General features: G+C 43.7%; 14 protein-coding genes. 3 read left to right on the forward strand and 11 right to left on the reverse strand.

Features of this window, described 5'->3' with window-relative positions; genetic code table 11:
• Positions 1–173: 173 nt before the first annotated feature.
• Complete coding sequence (hrpA, locus tag Xbed_RS09355) at positions 174–4,088, reverse strand: ATP-dependent RNA helicase HrpA (protein ID WP_086112667.1); 3,915 nt, start codon at positions 4,086–4,088, stop codon at positions 174–176.
• Between the two features lie 282 nt (positions 4,089–4,370).
• On the opposite strand from hrpA, the gene Xbed_RS09360 reads away from it, so the two are divergent.
• Positions 4,371–5,006 carry an FMN-dependent NADH-azoreductase gene (locus Xbed_RS09360; RefSeq protein WP_086112668.1) on the forward strand — a complete coding sequence of 212 codons (636 nt, stop codon included), beginning with the start codon at positions 4,371–4,373 and terminating at the stop codon, positions 5,004–5,006.
• Between the two features lie 61 nt (positions 5,007–5,067).
• Here the strand turns inward: Xbed_RS09360 and Xbed_RS09365 are convergent, their stop codons facing one another.
• The 3 genes from Xbed_RS09365 to Xbed_RS09375 all read right to left on the reverse strand — a co-directional run bounded on the left by Xbed_RS09365 (position 5,068) and on the right by Xbed_RS09375 (position 8,295).
• Positions 5,068–5,388, reverse strand: coding sequence for a YdbL family probable chaperone protein (locus Xbed_RS09365; protein WP_086112669.1), 321 nt, complete (start codon positions 5,386–5,388; stop codon positions 5,068–5,070).
• Positions 5,389–5,398: 10 nt separating this feature from the next.
• Entirely contained in the window at positions 5,399–5,584 is a 186-nt protein-coding gene (locus tag Xbed_RS09370; protein WP_244182455.1) for a YnbE family lipoprotein, read from the reverse strand.
• An 89-nt stretch (positions 5,585–5,673) separates the two neighbouring features.
• On the reverse strand, positions 5,674–8,295 hold the full coding sequence (locus Xbed_RS09375) for a YdbH family protein (RefSeq protein WP_086112671.1): 2,622 nt from the start codon (positions 8,293–8,295) through the stop codon (positions 5,674–5,676).
• A 354-nt stretch (positions 8,296–8,649) separates the two neighbouring features.
• Here Xbed_RS09375 and cls point away from each other — a divergent pair, with 354 nt between their 5' ends.
• Positions 8,650–10,110 (forward strand): cardiolipin synthase, encoded by a 1,461-nt coding sequence (gene cls / locus Xbed_RS09380; protein ID WP_086112672.1) that lies wholly within the window; start codon positions 8,650–8,652, stop codon positions 10,108–10,110.
• 102 nt (positions 10,111–10,212) lie between these two features.
• Positions 10,213–10,542 (forward strand): HI1450 family dsDNA-mimic protein, encoded by a 330-nt coding sequence (locus Xbed_RS09385; protein ID WP_208612220.1) that lies wholly within the window; start codon positions 10,213–10,215, stop codon positions 10,540–10,542.
• 147 nt (positions 10,543–10,689) lie between these two features.
• On the opposite strand, the gene oppF is transcribed toward Xbed_RS09385, so the two are convergent.
• The 7 genes from oppF to Xbed_RS09420 all read right to left on the reverse strand — a co-directional run bounded on the left by oppF (position 10,690) and on the right by Xbed_RS09420 (position 19,371).
• On the reverse strand, positions 10,690–11,691 hold the full coding sequence (gene oppF, locus Xbed_RS09390; protein WP_086112674.1) for a murein tripeptide/oligopeptide ABC transporter ATP binding protein OppF: 1,002 nt from the start codon (positions 11,689–11,691) through the stop codon (positions 10,690–10,692).
• Entirely contained in the window at positions 11,688–12,716 is a 1,029-nt protein-coding gene (oppD, locus tag Xbed_RS09395; RefSeq protein WP_086112675.1) for an ABC transporter ATP-binding protein, read from the reverse strand. Before oppD ends, oppF begins: the two co-directional genes overlap by 4 nt.
• A 9-nt stretch (positions 12,717–12,725) precedes the next feature.
• The gene (oppC, locus tag Xbed_RS09400; protein WP_086112676.1) at positions 12,726–13,634 is read right to left on the reverse strand and encodes an oligopeptide ABC transporter permease OppC; all 909 of its coding nucleotides are present in this window, start codon (positions 13,632–13,634) and stop codon (positions 12,726–12,728) included.
• Positions 13,635–13,648: 14 nt separating this feature from the next.
• Positions 13,649–14,569: an oligopeptide ABC transporter permease OppB gene (oppB, locus tag Xbed_RS09405; RefSeq protein WP_086112677.1), complete on the reverse strand. Its 921-nt coding sequence runs from the start codon at positions 14,567–14,569 to the stop codon at positions 13,649–13,651.
• Positions 14,570–14,655: 86 nt separating this feature from the next.
• Positions 14,656–16,299 carry an oligopeptide ABC transporter substrate-binding protein OppA gene (oppA, locus tag Xbed_RS09410; RefSeq protein ID WP_086112678.1) on the reverse strand — a complete coding sequence of 548 codons (1,644 nt, stop codon included), beginning with the start codon at positions 16,297–16,299 and terminating at the stop codon, positions 14,656–14,658.
• Positions 16,300–16,480: 181 nt separating this feature from the next.
• The gene (locus Xbed_RS09415) at positions 16,481–18,121 is read right to left on the reverse strand and encodes an ABC transporter substrate-binding protein (RefSeq protein WP_086112679.1); all 1,641 of its coding nucleotides are present in this window, start codon (positions 18,119–18,121) and stop codon (positions 16,481–16,483) included.
• Positions 18,122–18,723: 602 nt separating this feature from the next.
• Positions 18,724–19,371, reverse strand: coding sequence for a YchE family NAAT transporter (locus Xbed_RS09420; protein WP_139837475.1), 648 nt, complete (start codon positions 19,369–19,371; stop codon positions 18,724–18,726).
• Positions 19,372–19,665: the final 294 nt, after the last annotated feature.

A 19,665-nucleotide genomic window follows, 5' to 3' on the forward strand; every position in this document is an offset into this window, starting at 1 on the left:
TTGTTGAGATAGCAGTATGTTGTAACTAAATTCGTAATATGTAGTGACTAGCAACCTACAACCTAAATAGGTATGTTGTAACTACAAAAACAGAGGTGGCATTTTATATAAAGCAACAAGTGTAAGGAGGCGGTTAACGACAACCGCCCCTCCCCTATATGTACATAGGGATATCACAATGCGATATTGTCCATGGCTTGCAAAATACGCTTGTCTGATATGGGATACGCCGTACCCAATTGCTGGGCAAACAAGCTAATCCTCAGCTCTTCAATCATCCAACGCACTTCTTTGACTTCAGACAATTGTTTCTGCTGAATAGATAATTTTGCCTGCCATTGTTGCCATTGCCGTTGAATATGTTCAATCTTGCTCATGTGCGCCCTATCCTTGTGAGGGTCCACCGCCAATTTTTCCAATCGGCGTTCGATCCCATTCAAATAGCGCAGAACATCCGCCAGACGTTTCCAACCATGGGACGTCACGAATCCATTAAAAACCAAGCCGGAAATTTGTTCTTTAATATCCGATAACGCAAGTGCGAGAGCAATATCTACCCGCCCTTTTAGACGCTTATTGATGTTAAAGACCATGGTCAGGATCTGTTCTACTTGTTGAGCAATATCAACCACCGCCTCATTCAGATCGGCACGCACTTTATCCTGCAAACCAGAAAATGCCTGTTCATTCCAGGCTGGCCCGCCATTTTCTGCGATCAATCGATCAACACCACAGGAAATACAATCATCAATCAAATCCAACACTTTTCCATATGGATTGAAGTACAGACCCAATTTGGATTTGTTCGGCAATTTCTCATGCAAGTACTTAATGGGTGATGGAATATTCAGCAATAACAGACGGCATGTTCCTTGCCACATGGCATTTTGCTGCTCAGACTCCGTTTCAAACAGTTTAATGCCGATACTGTCTTTTTCATCCACCAGTGCCGGAAATGCCTTAACGGAATAGCTACCGCGTTTCTGCTCATAGCGTTCAGGCAATTCGCCAAAACTCCAGATATGCAGCCCGCTTTGTTCTATACCATCGTCTGCAACCGCTGACAGTGTTTCCTGCACTTTTTCTTTCAATTTTAGTTTCAGTGCTGAAAGGTCTTTGCCTTCCGCTAACAGTTTATTTTTCTCGCCAGATTTTTTATCGCCCACAATACGGAACGTGATTTTCAGATGATCAGGAACTTGCTCTAATTGCCAAGCATCACGTGGAACTGTCACGCCCGTCATCCGACGTAATTCTTTTTCAAGACAATCCAGTAAAGTAGCCTGAGGTTGTGTGACCCGCTCCAAAAATGCTTGTGCATAGTTAGGTGCCGGTACAAAGTTACGACGTATGGGTTTTGGCAGTGATTTAATCAACGCAACAACCAATTCATGACGAACACCCGGAATTTGCCAGTCAAATCCTTCATCCCTGACCTGATTCAATACCGGTAACGGAATATGCACAGTCACACCATCGGCATCAGTTCCCGGTTCAAATTGATAACTCAAACGGAATTTCAAGTTATCCTGATACCAATAATTCGGATAATCCAATGCACTGACTTTATTGGCATCGCCCTTAATCAACATGCTCTTTTCAAAGTTGAGCAATTCCGGCTGATCTTGACTTGTTGTTTTCCACCAGCGATCAAAATGACGGGAGGAAACAACGTCTTTGCCTATTCGCTGATCATAGAAACTGAATAATGTCTCGTCATCCACCAGAATATCCCGGCGACGGGATTTATGCTCCAGCTCTTCAATTTCTTCGCGCAATTTCAGATTCGCGCGGAAAAATGAGTGACGTGTCTGCCAATCCCCTTCCACCAGTGCATGGCGGATAAACAATTCGCGGCATAACAAGGGATCAATCTGGCTGTAATTCACCAAGCGACTTGCCACTATTGGCAAACCATACAGGGTGACTTTTTCCGATGCCATCACTGCCCCCTGCGATTTTTGCCAGTGTGGTTCGCTGTAATGATGCTTAATTAAATGGGCGGCCAACGGCTCTATCCATTCAGGTTCGATACGGGCAGCAACACGCCCCCACAACCGGCTGGTTTCCACTAATTCAGCCACCATTCCCCATTTGGGGGGTTTTTTGAATAGCCCGGAACCCGGGAAAACAGAAAAGCGGGCATTACGCGCACCCGTATATTCCTGTTTATCTGCGTCTTTTTGCCCGATATGGGATAATAAACCTGTCAGCAAAGCAACATGAATGCTTCTATAATCCGCTTCCTGACTATTAATCGGTAGGCCAATTTCTTTAACAACTTGCCGCAGTTGAGTGTAAACATCCTGCCATTCTCTGACACGAAGATAGTTCAGGTAATCTTGGCGGCAAAGTTTGCGGAATTGGGAGCTGGAAAGCGCTTTCTGCTGTTCCACCAGAAAATCCCACAATTTCAGGAAGGCAATGAAATCTGAATCTTTATCCGCAAAGCGACGGTGTTTTTCATCAGATGCTTGCTGTTTTTCCAGTGGCCTTTCCCGTGGGTCCTGAATCGACAATGCTGACGTAATCACCATGACTTCACGGACACAGCCATGCGCCTTGGCTTCCAATACCATGCGGGCCAAACGAGGATCGATGGGCAACTGTGCCAATTGCCTTCCCATGTCTGTCAGTCGGTAATTTCCTTCTGACAGGGATTCAGGGTCAATGGCACCCAGCTCTTCCAAAAGACGAACACCATCTTGAATATTCCGTTTGTCCGGGGCTTCAACAAATGGGAATGCACTGACATCCCCCAACCCAATAGAGGTCATCTGCAAAATAACCGAAGCCAGATTGGTGCGCAGAATTTCAGGATCGGTAAATTCAGGACGTGATAGAAAGTCATCTTCTGAATAGAGGCGAATACAAATCCCGTCTGAAACACGGCCACAGCGCCCTTTTCTCTGATTGGCAGAGGCCTGGGAAATAGGCTCTATCGGTAAACGCTGCACTTTGGTCCGATAACTGTATCGGCTGATGCGGGCAAAACCGGTATCGATCACATATTTGATGCCGGGTACAGTCAGCGATGTTTCCGCTACGTTAGTTGCCAAGATGATCCGCCGACCGACATGGGACTGAAATATCCGGTTTTGTTCACTGTTAGACAATCGTGCGAAAAGTGGCAGAATTTCGGTATGGCGGAAATTTTGCTTACTGAGCGCATCCGCCGTATCCCGGATTTCACGTTCACCGCTCATGAAAACCAGTATGTCCCCTGAGCTTTCTCGTCCCAACTCATCCACAGCGTCAATGATGGCTTCAAGCTGATCCCGGTCATTGTCATCACCGGCTACTGGCCGATAACGTACTTCCACCGGATAAGTCCGACCCGATACTTCAATAATGGGGGCGTTGTTGAAATGACGAGAGAAACGTTCAGGATCAATGGTTGCAGAAGTGATAATAACTTTCAGGTCTGGACGTTTTGGTAATAACTGGCGCAAATATCCAAGAATAAAATCGATATTAAGGCTGCGTTCGTGGGCTTCATCGATAATTAACGTATCATATTGCAATAACAAACGATCTTGCTGTAATTCCGCCAACAAAATACCGTCGGTCATCAACTTGACCAACGTATTTTCACTGACCTGATCATTAAAACGGACTTTATAACCGACCGTTGAACCAAGCGGTGTTTCCAATTCATCCGCAATGCGGTTGGCGACTGAACGTGCCGCCAAACGACGGGGTTGGGTATGGCCGATTAGTCCTTTGATGCCTCTGCCCAGCTCAAGGCAGATTTTGGGGATCTGAGTCGTTTTACCTGAACCGGTTTCCCCGGCAATGATAACGACCTGATGATCGCGGATCGCTTTATAGATATCGTCTTTCTTCTGGCTGACTGGCAGGTTTTCAGGATATTGAACCGAAGGGCGTGATGCCTGACGATGAATGATTTTCTGTTTTGCAGTAGCAATATCCGCAGAAATGGATTGCGCCACCGCCTGCAAGGAGGTTGGACTCTTGATTTTTGCTGCCCCATGCAGGCGTTTTCTCAAACGGAACTGATCGCGCAGCGATGTGTGATCAAGTTCAGCGAATAATTCAGCAAATGGTGCTGTCAAAGGTGATTCCACGTGATAAATCCTTGTGACGTTTTAACTGAGTAGCGCTGACTTTGCAGGCTAAGAGGATTGTTTCTTATGATTTAAATATTAGAAGTGTAACATATCTTATGCAATTCCATGTACTCCATATATATCCTTCATCCCGCCAATTTGCAGCGTTATGACATTCAATGAATTTGAATGCTTACCTCAAAATATTGAGCTATTGACTGAGCCAGTCTCTATATAAAATAAACCTCAGTCGATACCATGAACAAAGTTATAGCATTATAGATAACTAAGGACGTAAAAATGAGTAAGGTACTGGTTCTGAAATCCAGCATTTTGGCGCAATATTCTCAAAGCAATAAAATGGCAGATTATTTTGCCGAAAAATGGCTCGCTAACCACTCAGAAAGCAACATAACTGTACGTGATCTGGCTGAAAGCCCAGTCCCGGTACTGGATGGAGAATTGGCCGAAGCCTTGCGTTCAGGCGGTGAGTTGACCGAACGCCAAAAAGCAGTATTGGCCCTGTCAGACGAATTGATTGCAGAATTAAAAACACACGATGTTATTGTCATCACTGCCCCGATGTATAATTTCACAATCCCTACCCAGCTAAAAGCCTATTTTGACCTGATTGCCCGCGCCGGACTGACTTTTCAATATACCGAAAAAGGCCCGGTAGGTTTATTAAAAGGTAAACAGGTTATTGTATTGAGTAGCCGTGGTGGTGTTCATAAGAATGGTCCAACCGATATGGTAGTACCCTACTTGCGTGTTTTTCTCGGATTTATCGGTATGACCGACGTAGAATTTGTATTTGCTGAAGGTCTGGCACTCGGTGCCGAATCCACAAGTCAGGCACATCAAGACGCCCGTGATGCGATAAATAATGTCATAGAAAAAATAGCACAAACGGAACACGAAAAAGCGGTTGCTTAATAAAGATCCGTAGGTTGATAAAAACTGGATTGATAAAGAATAAGTGCGCCAAACGGCGCGCTTATTTCTTCACCCAATTGCCATTGATACCAAGAACATACTCTCCTGAGGCTACCCGGCTCACCAATTTTTCACCCGCGATTTTCGCGACCTGATCCGTTGTCATGTTATTTTGAGCGGCAATTTCAGCGTATCTTTTTTCCCGCTCATGGTTAATTTTTTTAACCACGGCTTGAGCGTTCTGAGTATTTTTTACGGGTGCCAGATAACCACTGAATGTTTCACCCACCAGCCCTTGTTGTTTTGCTTCATTCAATGTCATGCCCATAGCAAATGAGCTAAATAACAGGCTCAAAAGAAAGATCACCCCTGCTTTTTTCATATTCTAGCCCTTAGAATAAATTAGAGTTATTTTTGAGCATATCTTCAATTTGTCGATCGACCTTAATATGAATTTCATGCTCAATTTTCACGTTCATATTGATATTGATGGGCTTATCGGGTGTCGCCACTTCCAGCCTGACACAGCCAGCCAATGCAATGTTGATTAACATGATACTCACCAATGTCATGCCCATCCTGACAATCGGTAATCTGCATCCAACTTTTGTTGTCATTTATTACTCCCATTTTACAGGAAAAACCTAAAGCCAATAAGTTTGTATCCCTAATCGAATTCATTCATTACAGAGATATTTTTCTGTAACCATTCTTCCAGATTACTGCCAAAACGCAGACTGCGCCATAACTGAAAAATATTCTCCTCATGGCGGTAGTTAAGCCTGATCTCACGTTTTCCATCTACCACAGGATTGACTCCACTGATTTCGGAATGCAAGGTTAAAATTCCCAAATTATTGAGGGTCACATAGGCTTTCGAACGGCTGATTTCTAAATAACGCAACCAATCCATTGCCATACCGGCGGATAAGTCGTTTTTTCCTATGGAATCAACCGTGTCCTTATCCAATCGCAATGTCAGGTAGCCCTCATTAGATACCCATCCACGCTGAATAATCCAATGTTCATCATTTAATAAGATCGGCAATTCACCACTGATCCTTCCTGACATGGCCATTTGCTTGACGTTGAGTACGCCAAATAATTTACTCAGATTCAACGTGTTAAAGCGCAATACGGCCGCGTCTTTTTGTGGAAGCTGTAACTTATTCATCTCCAACTTACCATCCAGCATGTCAACATTCACGTTGGTCAGTGCCAGCGGCTGAGTTTCGGATGGAGGATAAAAACCCAGCAAGTCAGCAGTCACATTCTGCATCTCAAACAGCCCTTTAATGGCTTTGATGCGTAACCGGACAGGTGATGTTAATCCCAACTGCCAAGTATGTTCCTGCAAACGCCACGGCAAAATAAAATCCAGACCATCAACTTTGCCATTTTTCAGCCACATATTTGCATCTCTCACAACCCAGTGGCCACCAGCACGTAACCCTTGCCCTTTCGCCGCTGAAAAAGCCGCTTGAGCATAAATATTACCGCTACGCACCGTTACCCCCAGATCAGGGGGAATCAAAGATTGGAAAGCCAATAAAGATTGCTGCGGCCAACGGGCTTCTCCCCTCAATCGTTCACCATCCCAGCGAGCATAAAATGGAATCGAGCCAATACCTTTGGAACGCAATTCACCATTCAGCATAAAATTATCCGGTGATTGGCCGATCACGGCGGCATCGAAATTAAATGGGGGTAGAAAACCCCCCGATCGAAATTCGGTTTTTTGCGCGGATAGCTGAAAATTCCCCATTAATGTCGGTTCTTTTGCCGCACGCTGCCAGATTAATGGCTTGGTCAGTTTTAAGCGTGGGGCTTTCATCTGCACAAGACCATATTCGATGCGGTCAAAGCCCGTGTTTAAAACATCCACCGTTATCTGTGATTGCTTCCAGTTTCCTGCCCCCGCAATATCCCATTTGGCTTGCAGTGGTGGCAGATGTCCATTACCCCAATAACGCCATTTCCAGTGTCCCTGATCAGGAATGAAATCCTCTGCATACCCATCCAGATGTAATTTAAATTCTCCCCAATAACTATCTTGCGCTTTCACAATCGCCTGTAGGCGACCCGTAAAGCCATCACGAGTCAAGTGAGTGCCGGCCAAAGGTAAACGTGCTTCTTTGACCGTAAAAGTTTCACTCACCTTTCCCCAGGCGCGAAACAACGCGCCTGACTGGAAAGTCATTTTAGGTGCGACTAGAGGCCCCGTCACAACAGCAGGCAATGACATTGCCATGATCATGTGTCCGCTATTCACTTGTCCTGTTAACTGAAATGGAATATGGGCATGAGTCATGCTGATGGGCGTGGGTTGTACAGACAAAACCACATTGCCTTTACCTCGATCATTTTGAGTCACTAAATTGATCCGTCCACTGACAGACAGACCAGCCAAGCCTTTTTTCCATTGATCCAATCTGATATTTACCCCTCCGGATAAGGGTTGGCTGGCTCCCGACCATTGCCATTTACCATTACTGATCAAAAACTGAGACGCATCAAATGACCAAGGTAATTCCGCCAGGATTTGTTGCTTTTTGGCTTCAATAACGGAAAACACTCCACTTTGTCCTTTCCATTTCAATGCAAGCTGCAATGGTTCTGGATATTGGCTCAGTGATAGATGGGCGGTTAGCTGACCTTGCCCGGGGAGCGCCCTCATATCTAACGGCAAGGTCAGATCCCCATTCAGGTTAATTTCCTGTTCCGGCAATTTCACAAAAAACTGATTAACAATGAGCGATTGTCTATCTGCAATGTGTGCATTCAGTTTTAACTTCTCACTTTGATAAGAGACTCTTTGTGCTTGGGATGAGGAATCAAATTGGAACCTGCCCGCAAATTCCTGCCACGGCATGACAGCAAGGCGATCAACAACAAGACTCACCGAGGGTATGGAAGATAATATTTCCTGTACAGATAATGGAGTTACCTGTTTTTCCGTAACAGGCAATTGAGCCAGGCACTGGCTTTGAGAGTCAATATTGGCAACATGAATATTCCAGTCACGGTTTTCAGTATTTTCTCGAGGAGAATACGCTATGGATACCCCAGATATGTTTATCCATTCACACGCCTTTGCCTTTAATGACAGATTATCCAACCATAGTGCGTTTTTTCTCCATTTCGGTTGACTCAAAGAAAGAGTGACCCCTTGCGGCAGCCAATGGCTGGCAACCAGCGGTAACCAGCGCGGCAATGTAGACCACCCCGACACGATCAGTAACATCAGTACAGTTATCGTTACTGCAAACACTTTGAATATTCTTGTCATAAAAACGTCTAATACATAGGTACATTAACTGATTTTACACCATTAAATAGAATAAATTAGAATCAGTTCTAAGATAAAAGGTAGATTACGAAACCATAAAAAGCTCGGCATATCAATAAAAGACAATAACCTCGATAACCCTCTTTATCAGCTCATTGTTAAATGGGTTCGCTGTTAAATTAGGGTTCTTTGTTAACTTATGGTTTTGTTAAATTATGGTTTTGTTAAATTATGGTTTTGTTAAATTATGGTTTTGTTAAATTAATAGTATTAAGTTGATAGTTTGCCCAAATTTCTAGAAACTTGTGGTAATAACAGTAGAAATACTTAAATAAACAGGATTGATTGCCACGTATGACAACCTTTTATTCTGTACTTAGCTGGCTGGCGATTTTCTTATACTGGCTGATTATTGCGGGTATCACCATTCGTGTTTTGATGAAACGTCGCCCCGTGACATCAGCAATGACCTGGGTACTCATCATTTATATTCTCCCTTTGGTGGGAATTGTCGCCTATCTGTCATTTGGCGAATTGCATCTTGGCAAACGCAGAGTGGAACAAGCCAAACAAATGCGTTCATCCGTCGCCAAATGGCTTGCAGAGTTAAAAAAATCCCCCCATATTTTCACCGATGAAAATAGCGAAGTTGCCACGCCGCTATTTCAACTGTGCGAACGCCGCCAACAAATCAAAGGCGTCAGGGGTAACAAAATGCAATTAATGACGTCTTATGATCATTCCCTGAAAGCCATTATTAATGATATTGAAAATGCCAAATATAATATTGAGATGGTATTTTATATCTGGCAATCCGGCGGATTGGTTGATCAGGTCACCGATGCCCTGATGCGTGCTGCCAAACGCGGCGTTAAGTGTCGCATTATGGTGGATTCAGCAGGAAGCTGGCAATTTTTCCGCAGCCCATATCCTGATATTATGCGGAAAGCAGGTATTGAATTTGTCGAATCGCTAAAAGTGAATATCTTCCGCTTGTTCTTGCGCCGTATGGACTTACGTCAACATAGAAAAATTATTCTTATCGATAATTATATTTCATACACTGGAAGCATGAATATGGTTGACCCCCGCTTTTTTAAACAGGATGCAGGGGTCGGGCAATGGGTTGATATTATGGTAAGAATGGAAGGCCCGGTCACGACAACGCTCGGCATTATCTACGCTTTTGACTGGGAAATGGAAACAGGGCAATGCCATCTTCCGACGCCACCAGACAGCGCCCTCATCCCTTTTGAACAGGCCAGCGGGCATACCGCTCAAGTGATTGCTTCCGGGCCGGGATTTCCTGATGAGTTAATCCAACAATCCTTAATGACCGCGATTTTTTCGGCCCGCGAGCAACTTATTCTGACTACACCCTATTTTGTTCCCAGTGATGATTTGATGCACGCAATTTGTACCGCAGCCATGCGCGGAGTTGATGTCAGTATTATCATCCCCAGTCAGAACAATTCCTTTCTTGTTCGTTGGGCCAGCCGGGCATTTTTTGCTGAACTATTGGAAGCGGGTGTAAAAATTTATCAATTTGAAGATGGGCTATTACATGCCAAGAGTGTTTTGGTAGATGGACAGCTCAGTATGGTCGGCTCAGTTAATTTGGATATGCGCAGCTTATGGTTGAACTTTGAAATCACGGTGGTGATTGATGATGAACACTTCGGAAATGATTTAACCTTGGTTCAGCAGGACTATATTATGCGCTCAACCCTGCTTGCAAACCATGAATGGGAAAAACGCCCGGTCTGGAGTCGTATTCTTGAACGTGTATGCTACTTTTTCAGTCCTCTGTTATAATTCGTGACAGAAAAAGTATGCATTCAATAGCGAACATGTTTTAATTTTGCCCTGTTATTAATCTCGGAAAATACCATCATGGAAAATCAATCGATACATTCTATGCCATTGGATGTTAACAACCGAATGACTGAAGATGAGGCGCTTGAAAGAGCCTACGATATTTTTCTGGAACAAGCCCTCACCCATCTCGATCCGGCTGATAGTCTATTGTTTAATTTGCAATTTGAAGAACGGGGTGGTGCTGAATTACTGGAGCTTTCAGATATTTGGTCTGAGCATGTTGATTTTAATTTGAACCCGGATTTTTTCTCAGAAGTCATTATCGGTTTGGCAGAATCAGACGATGCCGAAATTGATGATGTTTTTGCCCGCATTTTGATTTGCCGGGAAAAATCGCACCCTATTTACCATATCCTATGGAAAAAATAACAGCCTATCGCCCCTGCGAATATTTTACTGGCCAAAAGAATGCCCTCATCATGAGGGCATTCTTTTTATCCGTGACCGTGTCACTTTATATGTTTTAATCAATGTATTTTAACAATATATTAACAACCCAAGTACTCTAATCACTCACTATAGCGGATCGACTTTAAGACAGGAAACCGCATGTTTAAAGCTACCTTCAAGCAATGGGCGAGTATGGGCACATTCAGCATCTGCCATTGGGCAGCGAGTGCGAAACACACATCCGGATGGAGGATCAATCGGTGAAGGGAGTTCCCCTTCCAATAATTCAATTTGTTTGTTGCGTTCTTTGTCTGGATCAGGGATCGGCACCGCTGACATCAATGCCTTGGTGTAAGGGTGCAACGGGTTATGGTAAACCTCGTCGTAAGTCCCTAATTCTACAGCATTCCCCAAATACATCACCAATACGCGATCTGATATGTGTTTCACTATAGAGAGGTCATGCGCAATAAATATCAGGGAAAGCCCCATTTCCCGCTGTAATTCCTGCAATAAATTAACGACTTGTGCCTGAATGGAAACATCCAGTGCTGAAACAGGTTCATCACAAATCACTAATTTAGGCTCCAGGATCAAGGCACGGGCAATGCCGATACGTTGACATTGTCCGCCTGAAAATTCATGAGGATATCGGTTAATCAGATTGGGCAATAATCCTACCCGCATCATCATCTGTTTAACTTTTTCTTTTATTTCCCCCTCCTTCATTTTGGGATAATACGTTTTCAACGGTTCAGCGATAATGTCACCAATGGTCATACGCGGGTTCAGTGATGCCAAGGGGTCTTGAAAAATCATCTGGATATCGTTGCGAACCTCCCGCCATTGTTTGTCACCCATCTCCAGCAAGTTCTGCCCAAGCCACGTAACCGCACCACCAGAGGCTTTCACCAACCCAATAACCGCTCTGGCAAGTGTCGACTTCCCACAGCCAGATTCCCCCACGACGCCCAGTGTTTCACCTTCGTATAACCTCAGGGTCACACCATCCACCGCTTTTAAGGTCTTGGCCGGCTGCCAGAACCACTGTTTTCCGTCTTTGATATCAAAGTAAACTTTGAGGTCATCAACTTCCAATAGGACTCGTTTTTCAGCGATTGTGCTCATACTAATTCCTCCTGGCGTTTAAAGCAGGCACGCAAGCGCCCAAGGTCAAATCTTTCCAGTTGCGGCTCTTCGTGAACACAACGCTCAGTGGCAAACTGGCAACGAGGCTGAAATGGACATCCTTTCGGCAAACGCAATAAGTTGGGAGGGTTACCTTGAATGGTTGACAGTGATGATTCGTTTCCATCCAAGCGGGGAACGGCGTTCAATAGCCCGATGGAATATGGGTGCGTCGGATGATAAAACAGGTCACGCGCTGTACCATATTCCATCGTTCTTCCCGCATACATCACCAATACTTTGTCACAAATACCCGCCACCACCCCCAAGTCATGGGTAATCATGATAATGGCGGTATTGAACTCACTCTTCAGTTCATTAAGCAATGTCATGATCTGTGCCTGAACCGTCACATCCAATGCCGTTGTCGGTTCATCTGCAATCAATAACTTAGGCTGACACAACAGTGCCATGGCTATCATCACTCGCTGACGCATTCCACCAGAGAATTCATACGGATACATTCGCATTCGCTTGCGTGCCTCTGGCATCTTAACAGCATCCAACATGCGAATGGACTCTTCAACAGCTTCGCTTTTGCTCATACGTTTATGCAGCATCAGTACTTCAGTAAGTTGCTCACCGACCCGCATATAAGGATTCAGGGAAGTCATGGGATCTTGAAATATCATCGAGATCTCTTCCGCCCGCATCCTGTTCAACTCTTTTTCTTGCAGGTTGAGAATTTCTCGCCCATTAAAGTTAGCGGAACCACTGACAGAACCATTGCTGGCCAATAATCCCATTAGCGCAAATGCCGTCTGAGATTTACCAGAGCCAGATTCTCCTACGATCCCCAGTGTTTCTCCCGCCTGTAATTCAAAATTCAGTTTATTCACGGCAGTCACATTGCCATCAGGAGTGCTGAATATCACATCCAAGTCTTTCACTGATAATAGGTTTGCTGATGATGATTTTACTGATGATCGTGATTCAGTATTTTTTGAAGTTTCTACGCGATTCATAGGCTCTCCTTAACGGTCTTTCGGATCGAGGGCATCCCGCAGACCGTCACCAATAAAATTAAAACAAAACAAGGTCATGACCAGAAAGCCTGCCGGAAATAACAGTAACCACGGGGCCACTTCCATCGAATTGGCGCCATCACTTAACAACGCTCCCCAACTACTGAGTGGTTCCTGCGTTCCCAGCCCAAGGAAACTCAAGAAAGATTCAAACAAGATCATACTGGGTACGAGCAATGAGGCATAAACCACAACAACACCCAATACGTTTGGCACGATATGACGCAAGACGATATGGCGGCTGGAAACACCACAAACCAACGCGGCCTCAATGAATTCCTTGCGTTTTAAGCTCAATGTCTGACCACGGACGATACGTGCCATGTCCAGCCACGACACCATGCCGATCGCAACGAAAATTAACAGGATGTTTTGACCGAAGAAAGTCACCAGCAGGATAACAAAGAACATGAAAGGGAAAGAGTTAAGGATTTCCAATAAACGCATCATGATCATGTCAATTTTGCCGCCAAGATAGCCTGACGTCGCACCGTAGAGAGTGCCAAACAACACAGCGATCAAGGCAGCGGCAATCCCGACCATCAATGAGATGCGCCCGCCAATGGCAACACGTACCAGCAGGTCGCGTCCTGATGAATCGGTGCCAAAATAGTGTTTGGCTTCAAAATCCGGTGGCATCGTCATCATATTCCAATCTGTGTCATCGTAAGTAAATTGGGATAGCATCGGGGCTAAAATCACGAATAATGTGATCAATAACAGAAGACATAAACTGGTAATTGCCGCTTTGTTATGTATAAAACGGCGGCGTGCATCTTGCCACAAACTACGACCTTCAATTTCTAGCTGCTCAGAAAAACTTTCCAGAGCTTCGCTATTTTTTTTGTTCAGTAACATGGCGCGCTCCAGTCTTAGTAACGAATTTTGGGGTCAATGACGGCATACAGCACATCAACAATCGCATTAAACATAATGGTCAAGCTCCCCACCAGAATCGTCAAACTCAATACCAGTGAGTAATCACGGTTTAATGCGCCATTCACAAACAATTGTCCCAGACCCGGTAAGCCGAAAATAGTTTCGATCACCATTGAACCGGTAATAATGCCGACGAATGCAGGTCCCATATAAGAAATAACAGGTAATAGCGCCGGTTTTAACGCATGACGAAAGATAATTTTGCGTAATGGCAAACCCTTGGCTCGTGCTGTACGAATAAAGTTGGAATGCAATACTTCTATCATCGAACCGCGGGTAATACGGGATATACTGGCAATATAAGAAAGGGAAAGCGCAACCATGGGCAAAAGCATATATTTAGGTGCCCCGCCATTCCAGCCTCCCCCCGGCAACCATTTTAATGTAATGGCGAATATCAACACTAATAAGGGAGCAACCACGAAACTGGGGATCACCACCCCCGTCATGGCAAATCCCATCACGGTGTAGTCCCATTTGGTATTCTGGTTCAATGCCGCAATCACTCCTGCACTGACACCAAATACGACCGCCATGACAAAAGCAGCCAATCCCAATTTAGCAGAAACAGGCAGAGCCTCTGCAACCAGATCATTGACACTGTAGTCTTTATATTTGAATGAAGGGCCAAAATCCCCTTTAGAGAGTTGGATTAAGTAATTGAAATATTGTTTATAGATAGGATCATTAAGATGATATTTCGCTTCAATATTTGCCATCACTTCTGGCGGTAACTTCCTTTCCCCTGTAAATGGGCTACCCGGCGCAAGCCGCATCATAAAAAACGAAATAGTAATCAGTATAAAAAGTGTCGGGATCGCCTCTAAGCAGCGGCGTAAAATAAATTTCAGCATTGCCCGTTCCTATTGTTTAGCCAAACCGTGGCTTTTAATGACCTAACACGCAGATGGCGCCAATTCATTGCGCCATCTGCTGATTCCTAATGTTTTATTATGTACAGATTTTTTGTATGGTAATTATCCAGAGGATCTTTGCCGGTATAACCCCCCACATAAGGTTTGACTAAAAGAGAATTGGTATAGTAAAAGATTGGGACGATCACAGAATCTTTATCCAATTGCGCATTGGCCTTGGCATAAATCTCAGCGCGTTCTTCATCGTTGTTGACTTCGAGTGACTGTTTCATTAACGCATCAAATTCTTTGCTCTTATAGTGAGCCGTATTGTTACTGCTATCGGATAACATGGGGTTCAGGAAGGTAGTGGCTTCGTTATAATCAGCGCACCATCCGGCGCGGGCAACGTCATAGTTGGCTTGGTGGCGGGAATCGAGGTACGTTTTCCACTCCTGATTTTCGAGTGAAACATCAACACCGATGTTCTTTTTCCAAATAGAAGCGGCAGCGATAGCCAATTTTTTATGCAAATCGGAAGTGTTGTATAATAGTTTGAATTTCAAAGGGTTATCTTTGGTGAATCCAGCTTCAGCCAAAAGTTTTTTTGCTTCTTCGTTGCGCTGTTGCTGATTGAGTTTGGCATACCAGTCTGGTTTTTCATCTTTAAAATCGGCGATATAAGGTGGGGTATAACCATAAGCGGGTATATCACCCTGATTTTTCACCTTATTCGTCATAATATCCTGATCCATCCCCAGTTTCAGCGCGGTACGTACCCTTGGATCATTAAAGGGGGGTTTTTCGTTATTAATTTCATAGTAATAAATGCACAATTTCGGATTAAAAACTAACTGATCAGGGATCTCTTTTTTCAGTTTTTGGAATAATTCAACGGGTAAGTTGTTATAAGTCATCTCAATCTCGCCCGCGCGATAACGGTTAACATCCGTAATTTCAGAGGAAATTGGCAAGAGAGTGATTTGATTAATGACAGTATTTTTATCATCCCAATACTGAGGATTACGTTCGAGAACCAGGCGTTCATTGATCACCCAACTTTTCGGTTTATAAGCACCATTACCGACAAAGTTCTGGGGTTGTGTCCATCTATCGCCATATTTTTCTACGGTTGCGCGATGGACGGGGGAAGTACTGGTATGAACAAACAACCTGACTAAATAAGGAACGGCTTCACTGAGCGTTAACTGTAATGTGTGGTCATCTAATGCCTTCACCCCCAAAGTTTCAGGTTTTTGCTTGCCTTTGATGACATCATCAACATTAGCAAGATGAGCATATTGCATATAACTTGCGTAAGGCGATGCTGTATTGGGATCGACTAACCGGCGAAAACTGTAAACAAAATCCTGTGCGGTGACCGGGTCACCATTTGACCATTTTGCATCTTTACGCAAATGGAATGTCCAAACTTTAAAATCCTTATTGTCCCAGCTTTCTGCAACACCCGGTATAATTTTCCCGTCAGGCTCATTGATCACCAGAGTTTCAAATAAATCACGAGCAATGTTAGATTCTGGTACACCTTCGGTTTTATGCGGGTCCAATGATTGAGGTTCAGAACCATTATTGCGGACCAACACCTGTTTTGCAGGGTCTGCAAGTTGCACACCCGCCGGTACTTGCGCTGCAAAGACCTGCCCCCCCATCATCATACTTAAAGCTATCGTAATGCCGGTAGCCAGTTTTTTCTTTGTTGTGTTTATCATGTTATTTTTACTCCAATTGATATCATCTGACCTTACAGTCATATCCACACATTGGGATGGTGATTATACGTATCCAAAATAACTATTTTATTTACAGCAAGACAATTTTGTTTACAGCAAGACACTATGTTTTACAGTAAGACACTATGTTTTACAGTAAGACACTATGTTGCAGAGATGATCAGTGACCCACCTTTTTAATATACAAATTCTTGAAGTCGATATAATCCAGTGGATCTTTCCCGGTTAATCCCCCGACCGTCGGGCGAATAAGGCGTACACTGACGCGATAATAAACCGGTATCAGACCTGAATCGTTATCCAGTTGGGCTTCGGCCTGTTGATAAAACTCCTTGCGTGTCGCGTTATCTTTGGCAACCAAAGCCTGATGAAGATAATGGTCAAAAGCGGCACTTTGATAGAAACCCGTATTGTTGCTGCTCGTTGACAGCAATGTATTCAAGAAAGAAGAAGGTTCGTTATAATCCCCACACCAGGTCGCTCGCGCGACATCATAATTTCCCTCATGGCGGTTTTGGAGAGAGGTTTTCCACTCCTGATTTTGCAAAGTGACTTTTGCGCCAATATTTTTCTGCCACATAGAAGCCGCGGCAATGGCTTGTTGTTTGTTTTGCTCTGAGGTGTTGTACAGCAAAGTGAATTTAAGGGGATTATTGGCATCAAAACCCGCTTCTTTTAACAGTTCCCTTGCCCGCTGATTTCGCTGTTCCTGTGTCCAGCTTGCCCATTTCGGATTAATGTTCAGGCCGCCACCAATATACGTCGGGCTGAAACCATACGCAGGGATTTGCCCCTGCCCCATAATCCTTTCCGCGATAATATTCCGGTCAAGGCCCAGTTTTATGGCTTCCCGTACCCGTTTATCTTTAAACAGCGGTTTTTGGTTATTGATTTCATAGTAAAACGTGCACAAGTAAGGAGAAATCTGCAATTGTTCCGGCATATCCCGTTTTATTTTTTTGTACAGATCAGGTGGAATGGCACTGCCGGTGATATCGACTTCCCCGCTACGATAACGGTTAACATCGCTGATCTCTGAGACAATAGGCAGGAAAGTGCCTTTCTCAATGAGGGTTTCTTTATTATTCCAATACTGAGGATTACGGGTTAACACGATCCGTTCATTGACCACCCACTCTTTCAAGGTATAAGCCCCATTGCCAATATAATGTTCCGGTAATGTCCATTTATTCCCCCATTTTTCGACTACATCTTGCCGGACGGGTTTCATTGCGGTATGGCTCAACATATCGACCAGATAAGGAACGGGCTGGCTGAGAGTGACTTGGAGACGATGATCATCTAATGCTTTAACACCCAACTGATCCGGGGACTTTATCCCTTTCAGAATATCGTCAACGTCTTGAAGATAGATATATTGCAAATAACTGGTATAAGGCGACCCGGTGTTTGGATCGGCCAGACGGCGCCAGCTATAAACAAAATCCTGCGCAGTTACGGGCTTACCATCGCTCCATTTGGCATCCTTGCGTAAATGGAACGTCCACACTTTATTACCTTCATTTTCCCATCTTTCTGCCACACCAGGTAGGGTTTCGCCATTTGGGTCTGTCGTCACCAATCCTTCCAGCAAATTACGGATAACGGTTGTTTCTGGGTTACCTTCAACTTTATGCGGGTCCAGTGAAGTGACTTCAACACCATTGTTAACGGTGACTTCTTGTTTGTCGGCTAGTGTGATCCCTGCCGGAACTGTCGCAGCAATACTCTGCACAGCAGGAACCGATAATAAAACGAGACTTGAAATCAACCGACCCAACTTTAATGGTTTGTTTCTCATTTTGTTCTCCACGTTATAAACAGTAAATGAATCGTTTTTAATCTACTAACCCCGATAATTTACTTATCTCGTTAACAAGCAGTAATTAACCTATTAAGAATCGATGCCCGCATAATAATTGTTATATAGTTTTTATAATAAATTTATTAACGGATTAAGGTTATTTGTTCCTCCTGTGTGAAAAGCACCCCAGCATCAATGTAAGACACTGATAACAATAAGTTTTATTTCATTTACTTAAAGAAATAATCCTAACATGTCACCTCAAGAGAAAATAAACATTATTTTAACAAAATGCAATCACCACTGAGTAAAAGTCCACCCTCATCACAAAATAGCCGAGCAAGCCACCAGCCAGATAATGCGATGAGAAGTAAAACAGTGTGGAAAATCACAGTATTATTTTAAGGAAACAAGAACAAAAAAGAATAAAATATAAACAATGGTTTTTAAGAAATTATGCGAAAACAGTGTTATTGCCCCATTGCGTTTTAATTAGTCAATCATTGGTTGTTTTTGGTCAACTTACTCTCTATTTGAGTAGAAAATTTCATTTTCTTACATTAACGACTTAAATAAATACATAAGTGATCCCGGTTATATCACAGCAACCCCGGAAATAAAGTTCTTGCCCCGGTGACAATAAACTCAACCCCCAACGACATGAGCAGCAACCCCATAATTCGAGTAATCACATTAATGCCCGTCTGACCCAAAAACTTGACTAACAGAGAGGCTGAACGGAATAACAACCAACAACAAAAAGCAAATAACACACTGGTTAATGCCAATCCAAAATAATTTTGCCACCCTTGATAACGGGCGCTCCATACCATACAAGAACTCATCGCTCCAGGCCCTGCCATCAGAGGTAACGCCAGCGGCACAACAGCGACACTGGTTCTCACTGCCGCTTCCGATTTTTCCAGCTTATTTTGTTTGTCTTCACCCAACTTACCATTAATCATGGCGACGGCAATCGTAACGATTAGCATCCCACCAGCAATACGAAACGAGTCTATAGAAATACCAAACACATAGAGGATAGAATCACCCACTAATAATGAAATACATAAGATAATGGCAACAGACAAGTTTGCCATGAGATTGGTTTTATTACGCCCCGCCATGGTCTGATAATTCGTCATGCTAATGAAAACAGGCAGGACGCCAACCGGATTGACTAACGCAAACAATCCCATAAAAAATTTAATGTATCCAGAAATCCCCAGTAATGATTGATCCACCATTATCCCCTTCTCATTGAGATAAACAGAACTTATAACAATACCTAAACAATACCGTAAATCGAGATTAATTCGTTACGTTAAATCAACTCATTCCGTTGTTATTATCAATAAAAACAGCCTAACGCTAAGAGGCGCAAGCAAAACACGGTTAATAAATTGTATTGGGTGAGTTAAATAATCATTTAAATTCAAGCTGAAATATCAACTGATACTTCCTCGCCAAAAACAATAGCTGAATTGTGTCAGCTTAATGTTTTCATGATCTAAATCACAATATAAATGCCTGTAAATGGT

It is taken from the genome of Xenorhabdus beddingii, assembly GCF_002127545.1.
Classification (GTDB): domain Bacteria; phylum Pseudomonadota; class Gammaproteobacteria; order Enterobacterales; family Enterobacteriaceae; genus Xenorhabdus; species Xenorhabdus beddingii.

Bases quoted from the DNA above. Each gene is read 5' to 3' on its own strand.
- cls (WP_086112672.1), top strand. From the start codon at position 8,650: ATGACAACCTTTTATTCTGTACTTAGCTGGCTGGCGATTTTCTTATAC.
- Xbed_RS09365 (WP_086112669.1), bottom strand. From the start codon at position 5,388: ATGAAAAAAGCAGGGGTGATCTTTCTTTTGAGCCTGTTATTTAGCTCA.
- oppB (WP_086112677.1), bottom strand. From the start codon at position 14,569: ATGCTGAAATTTATTTTACGCCGCTGCTTAGAGGCGATCCCGACACTT.
- oppA (WP_086112678.1), bottom strand. From the start codon at position 16,299: ATGATAAACACAACAAAGAAAAAACTGGCTACCGGCATTACGATAGCT.
- Xbed_RS09420 (WP_139837475.1), bottom strand. From the start codon at position 19,371: ATGGTGGATCAATCATTACTGGGGATTTCTGGATACATTAAATTTTTT.
- oppF (WP_086112674.1), bottom strand. From the start codon at position 11,691: ATGAGCACAATCGCTGAAAAACGAGTCCTATTGGAAGTTGATGACCTC.
- oppC (WP_086112676.1), bottom strand. From the start codon at position 13,634: ATGTTACTGAACAAAAAAAATAGCGAAGCTCTGGAAAGTTTTTCTGAG.
- oppD (WP_086112675.1), bottom strand. From the start codon at position 12,716: ATGAATCGCGTAGAAACTTCAAAAAATACTGAATCACGATCATCAGTA.
- Xbed_RS09370 (WP_244182455.1), bottom strand. From the start codon at position 5,584: ATGGGCATGACATTGGTGAGTATCATGTTAATCAACATTGCATTGGCT.
- Xbed_RS09415 (WP_086112679.1), bottom strand. From the start codon at position 18,121: ATGAGAAACAAACCATTAAAGTTGGGTCGGTTGATTTCAAGTCTCGTT.
- Xbed_RS09375 (WP_086112671.1), bottom strand. From the start codon at position 8,295: ATGACAAGAATATTCAAAGTGTTTGCAGTAACGATAACTGTACTGATG.
- Xbed_RS09385 (WP_208612220.1), top strand. From the start codon at position 10,213: ATGCCATTGGATGTTAACAACCGAATGACTGAAGATGAGGCGCTTGAA.
- Xbed_RS09360 (WP_086112668.1), top strand. From the start codon at position 4,371: ATGAGTAAGGTACTGGTTCTGAAATCCAGCATTTTGGCGCAATATTCT.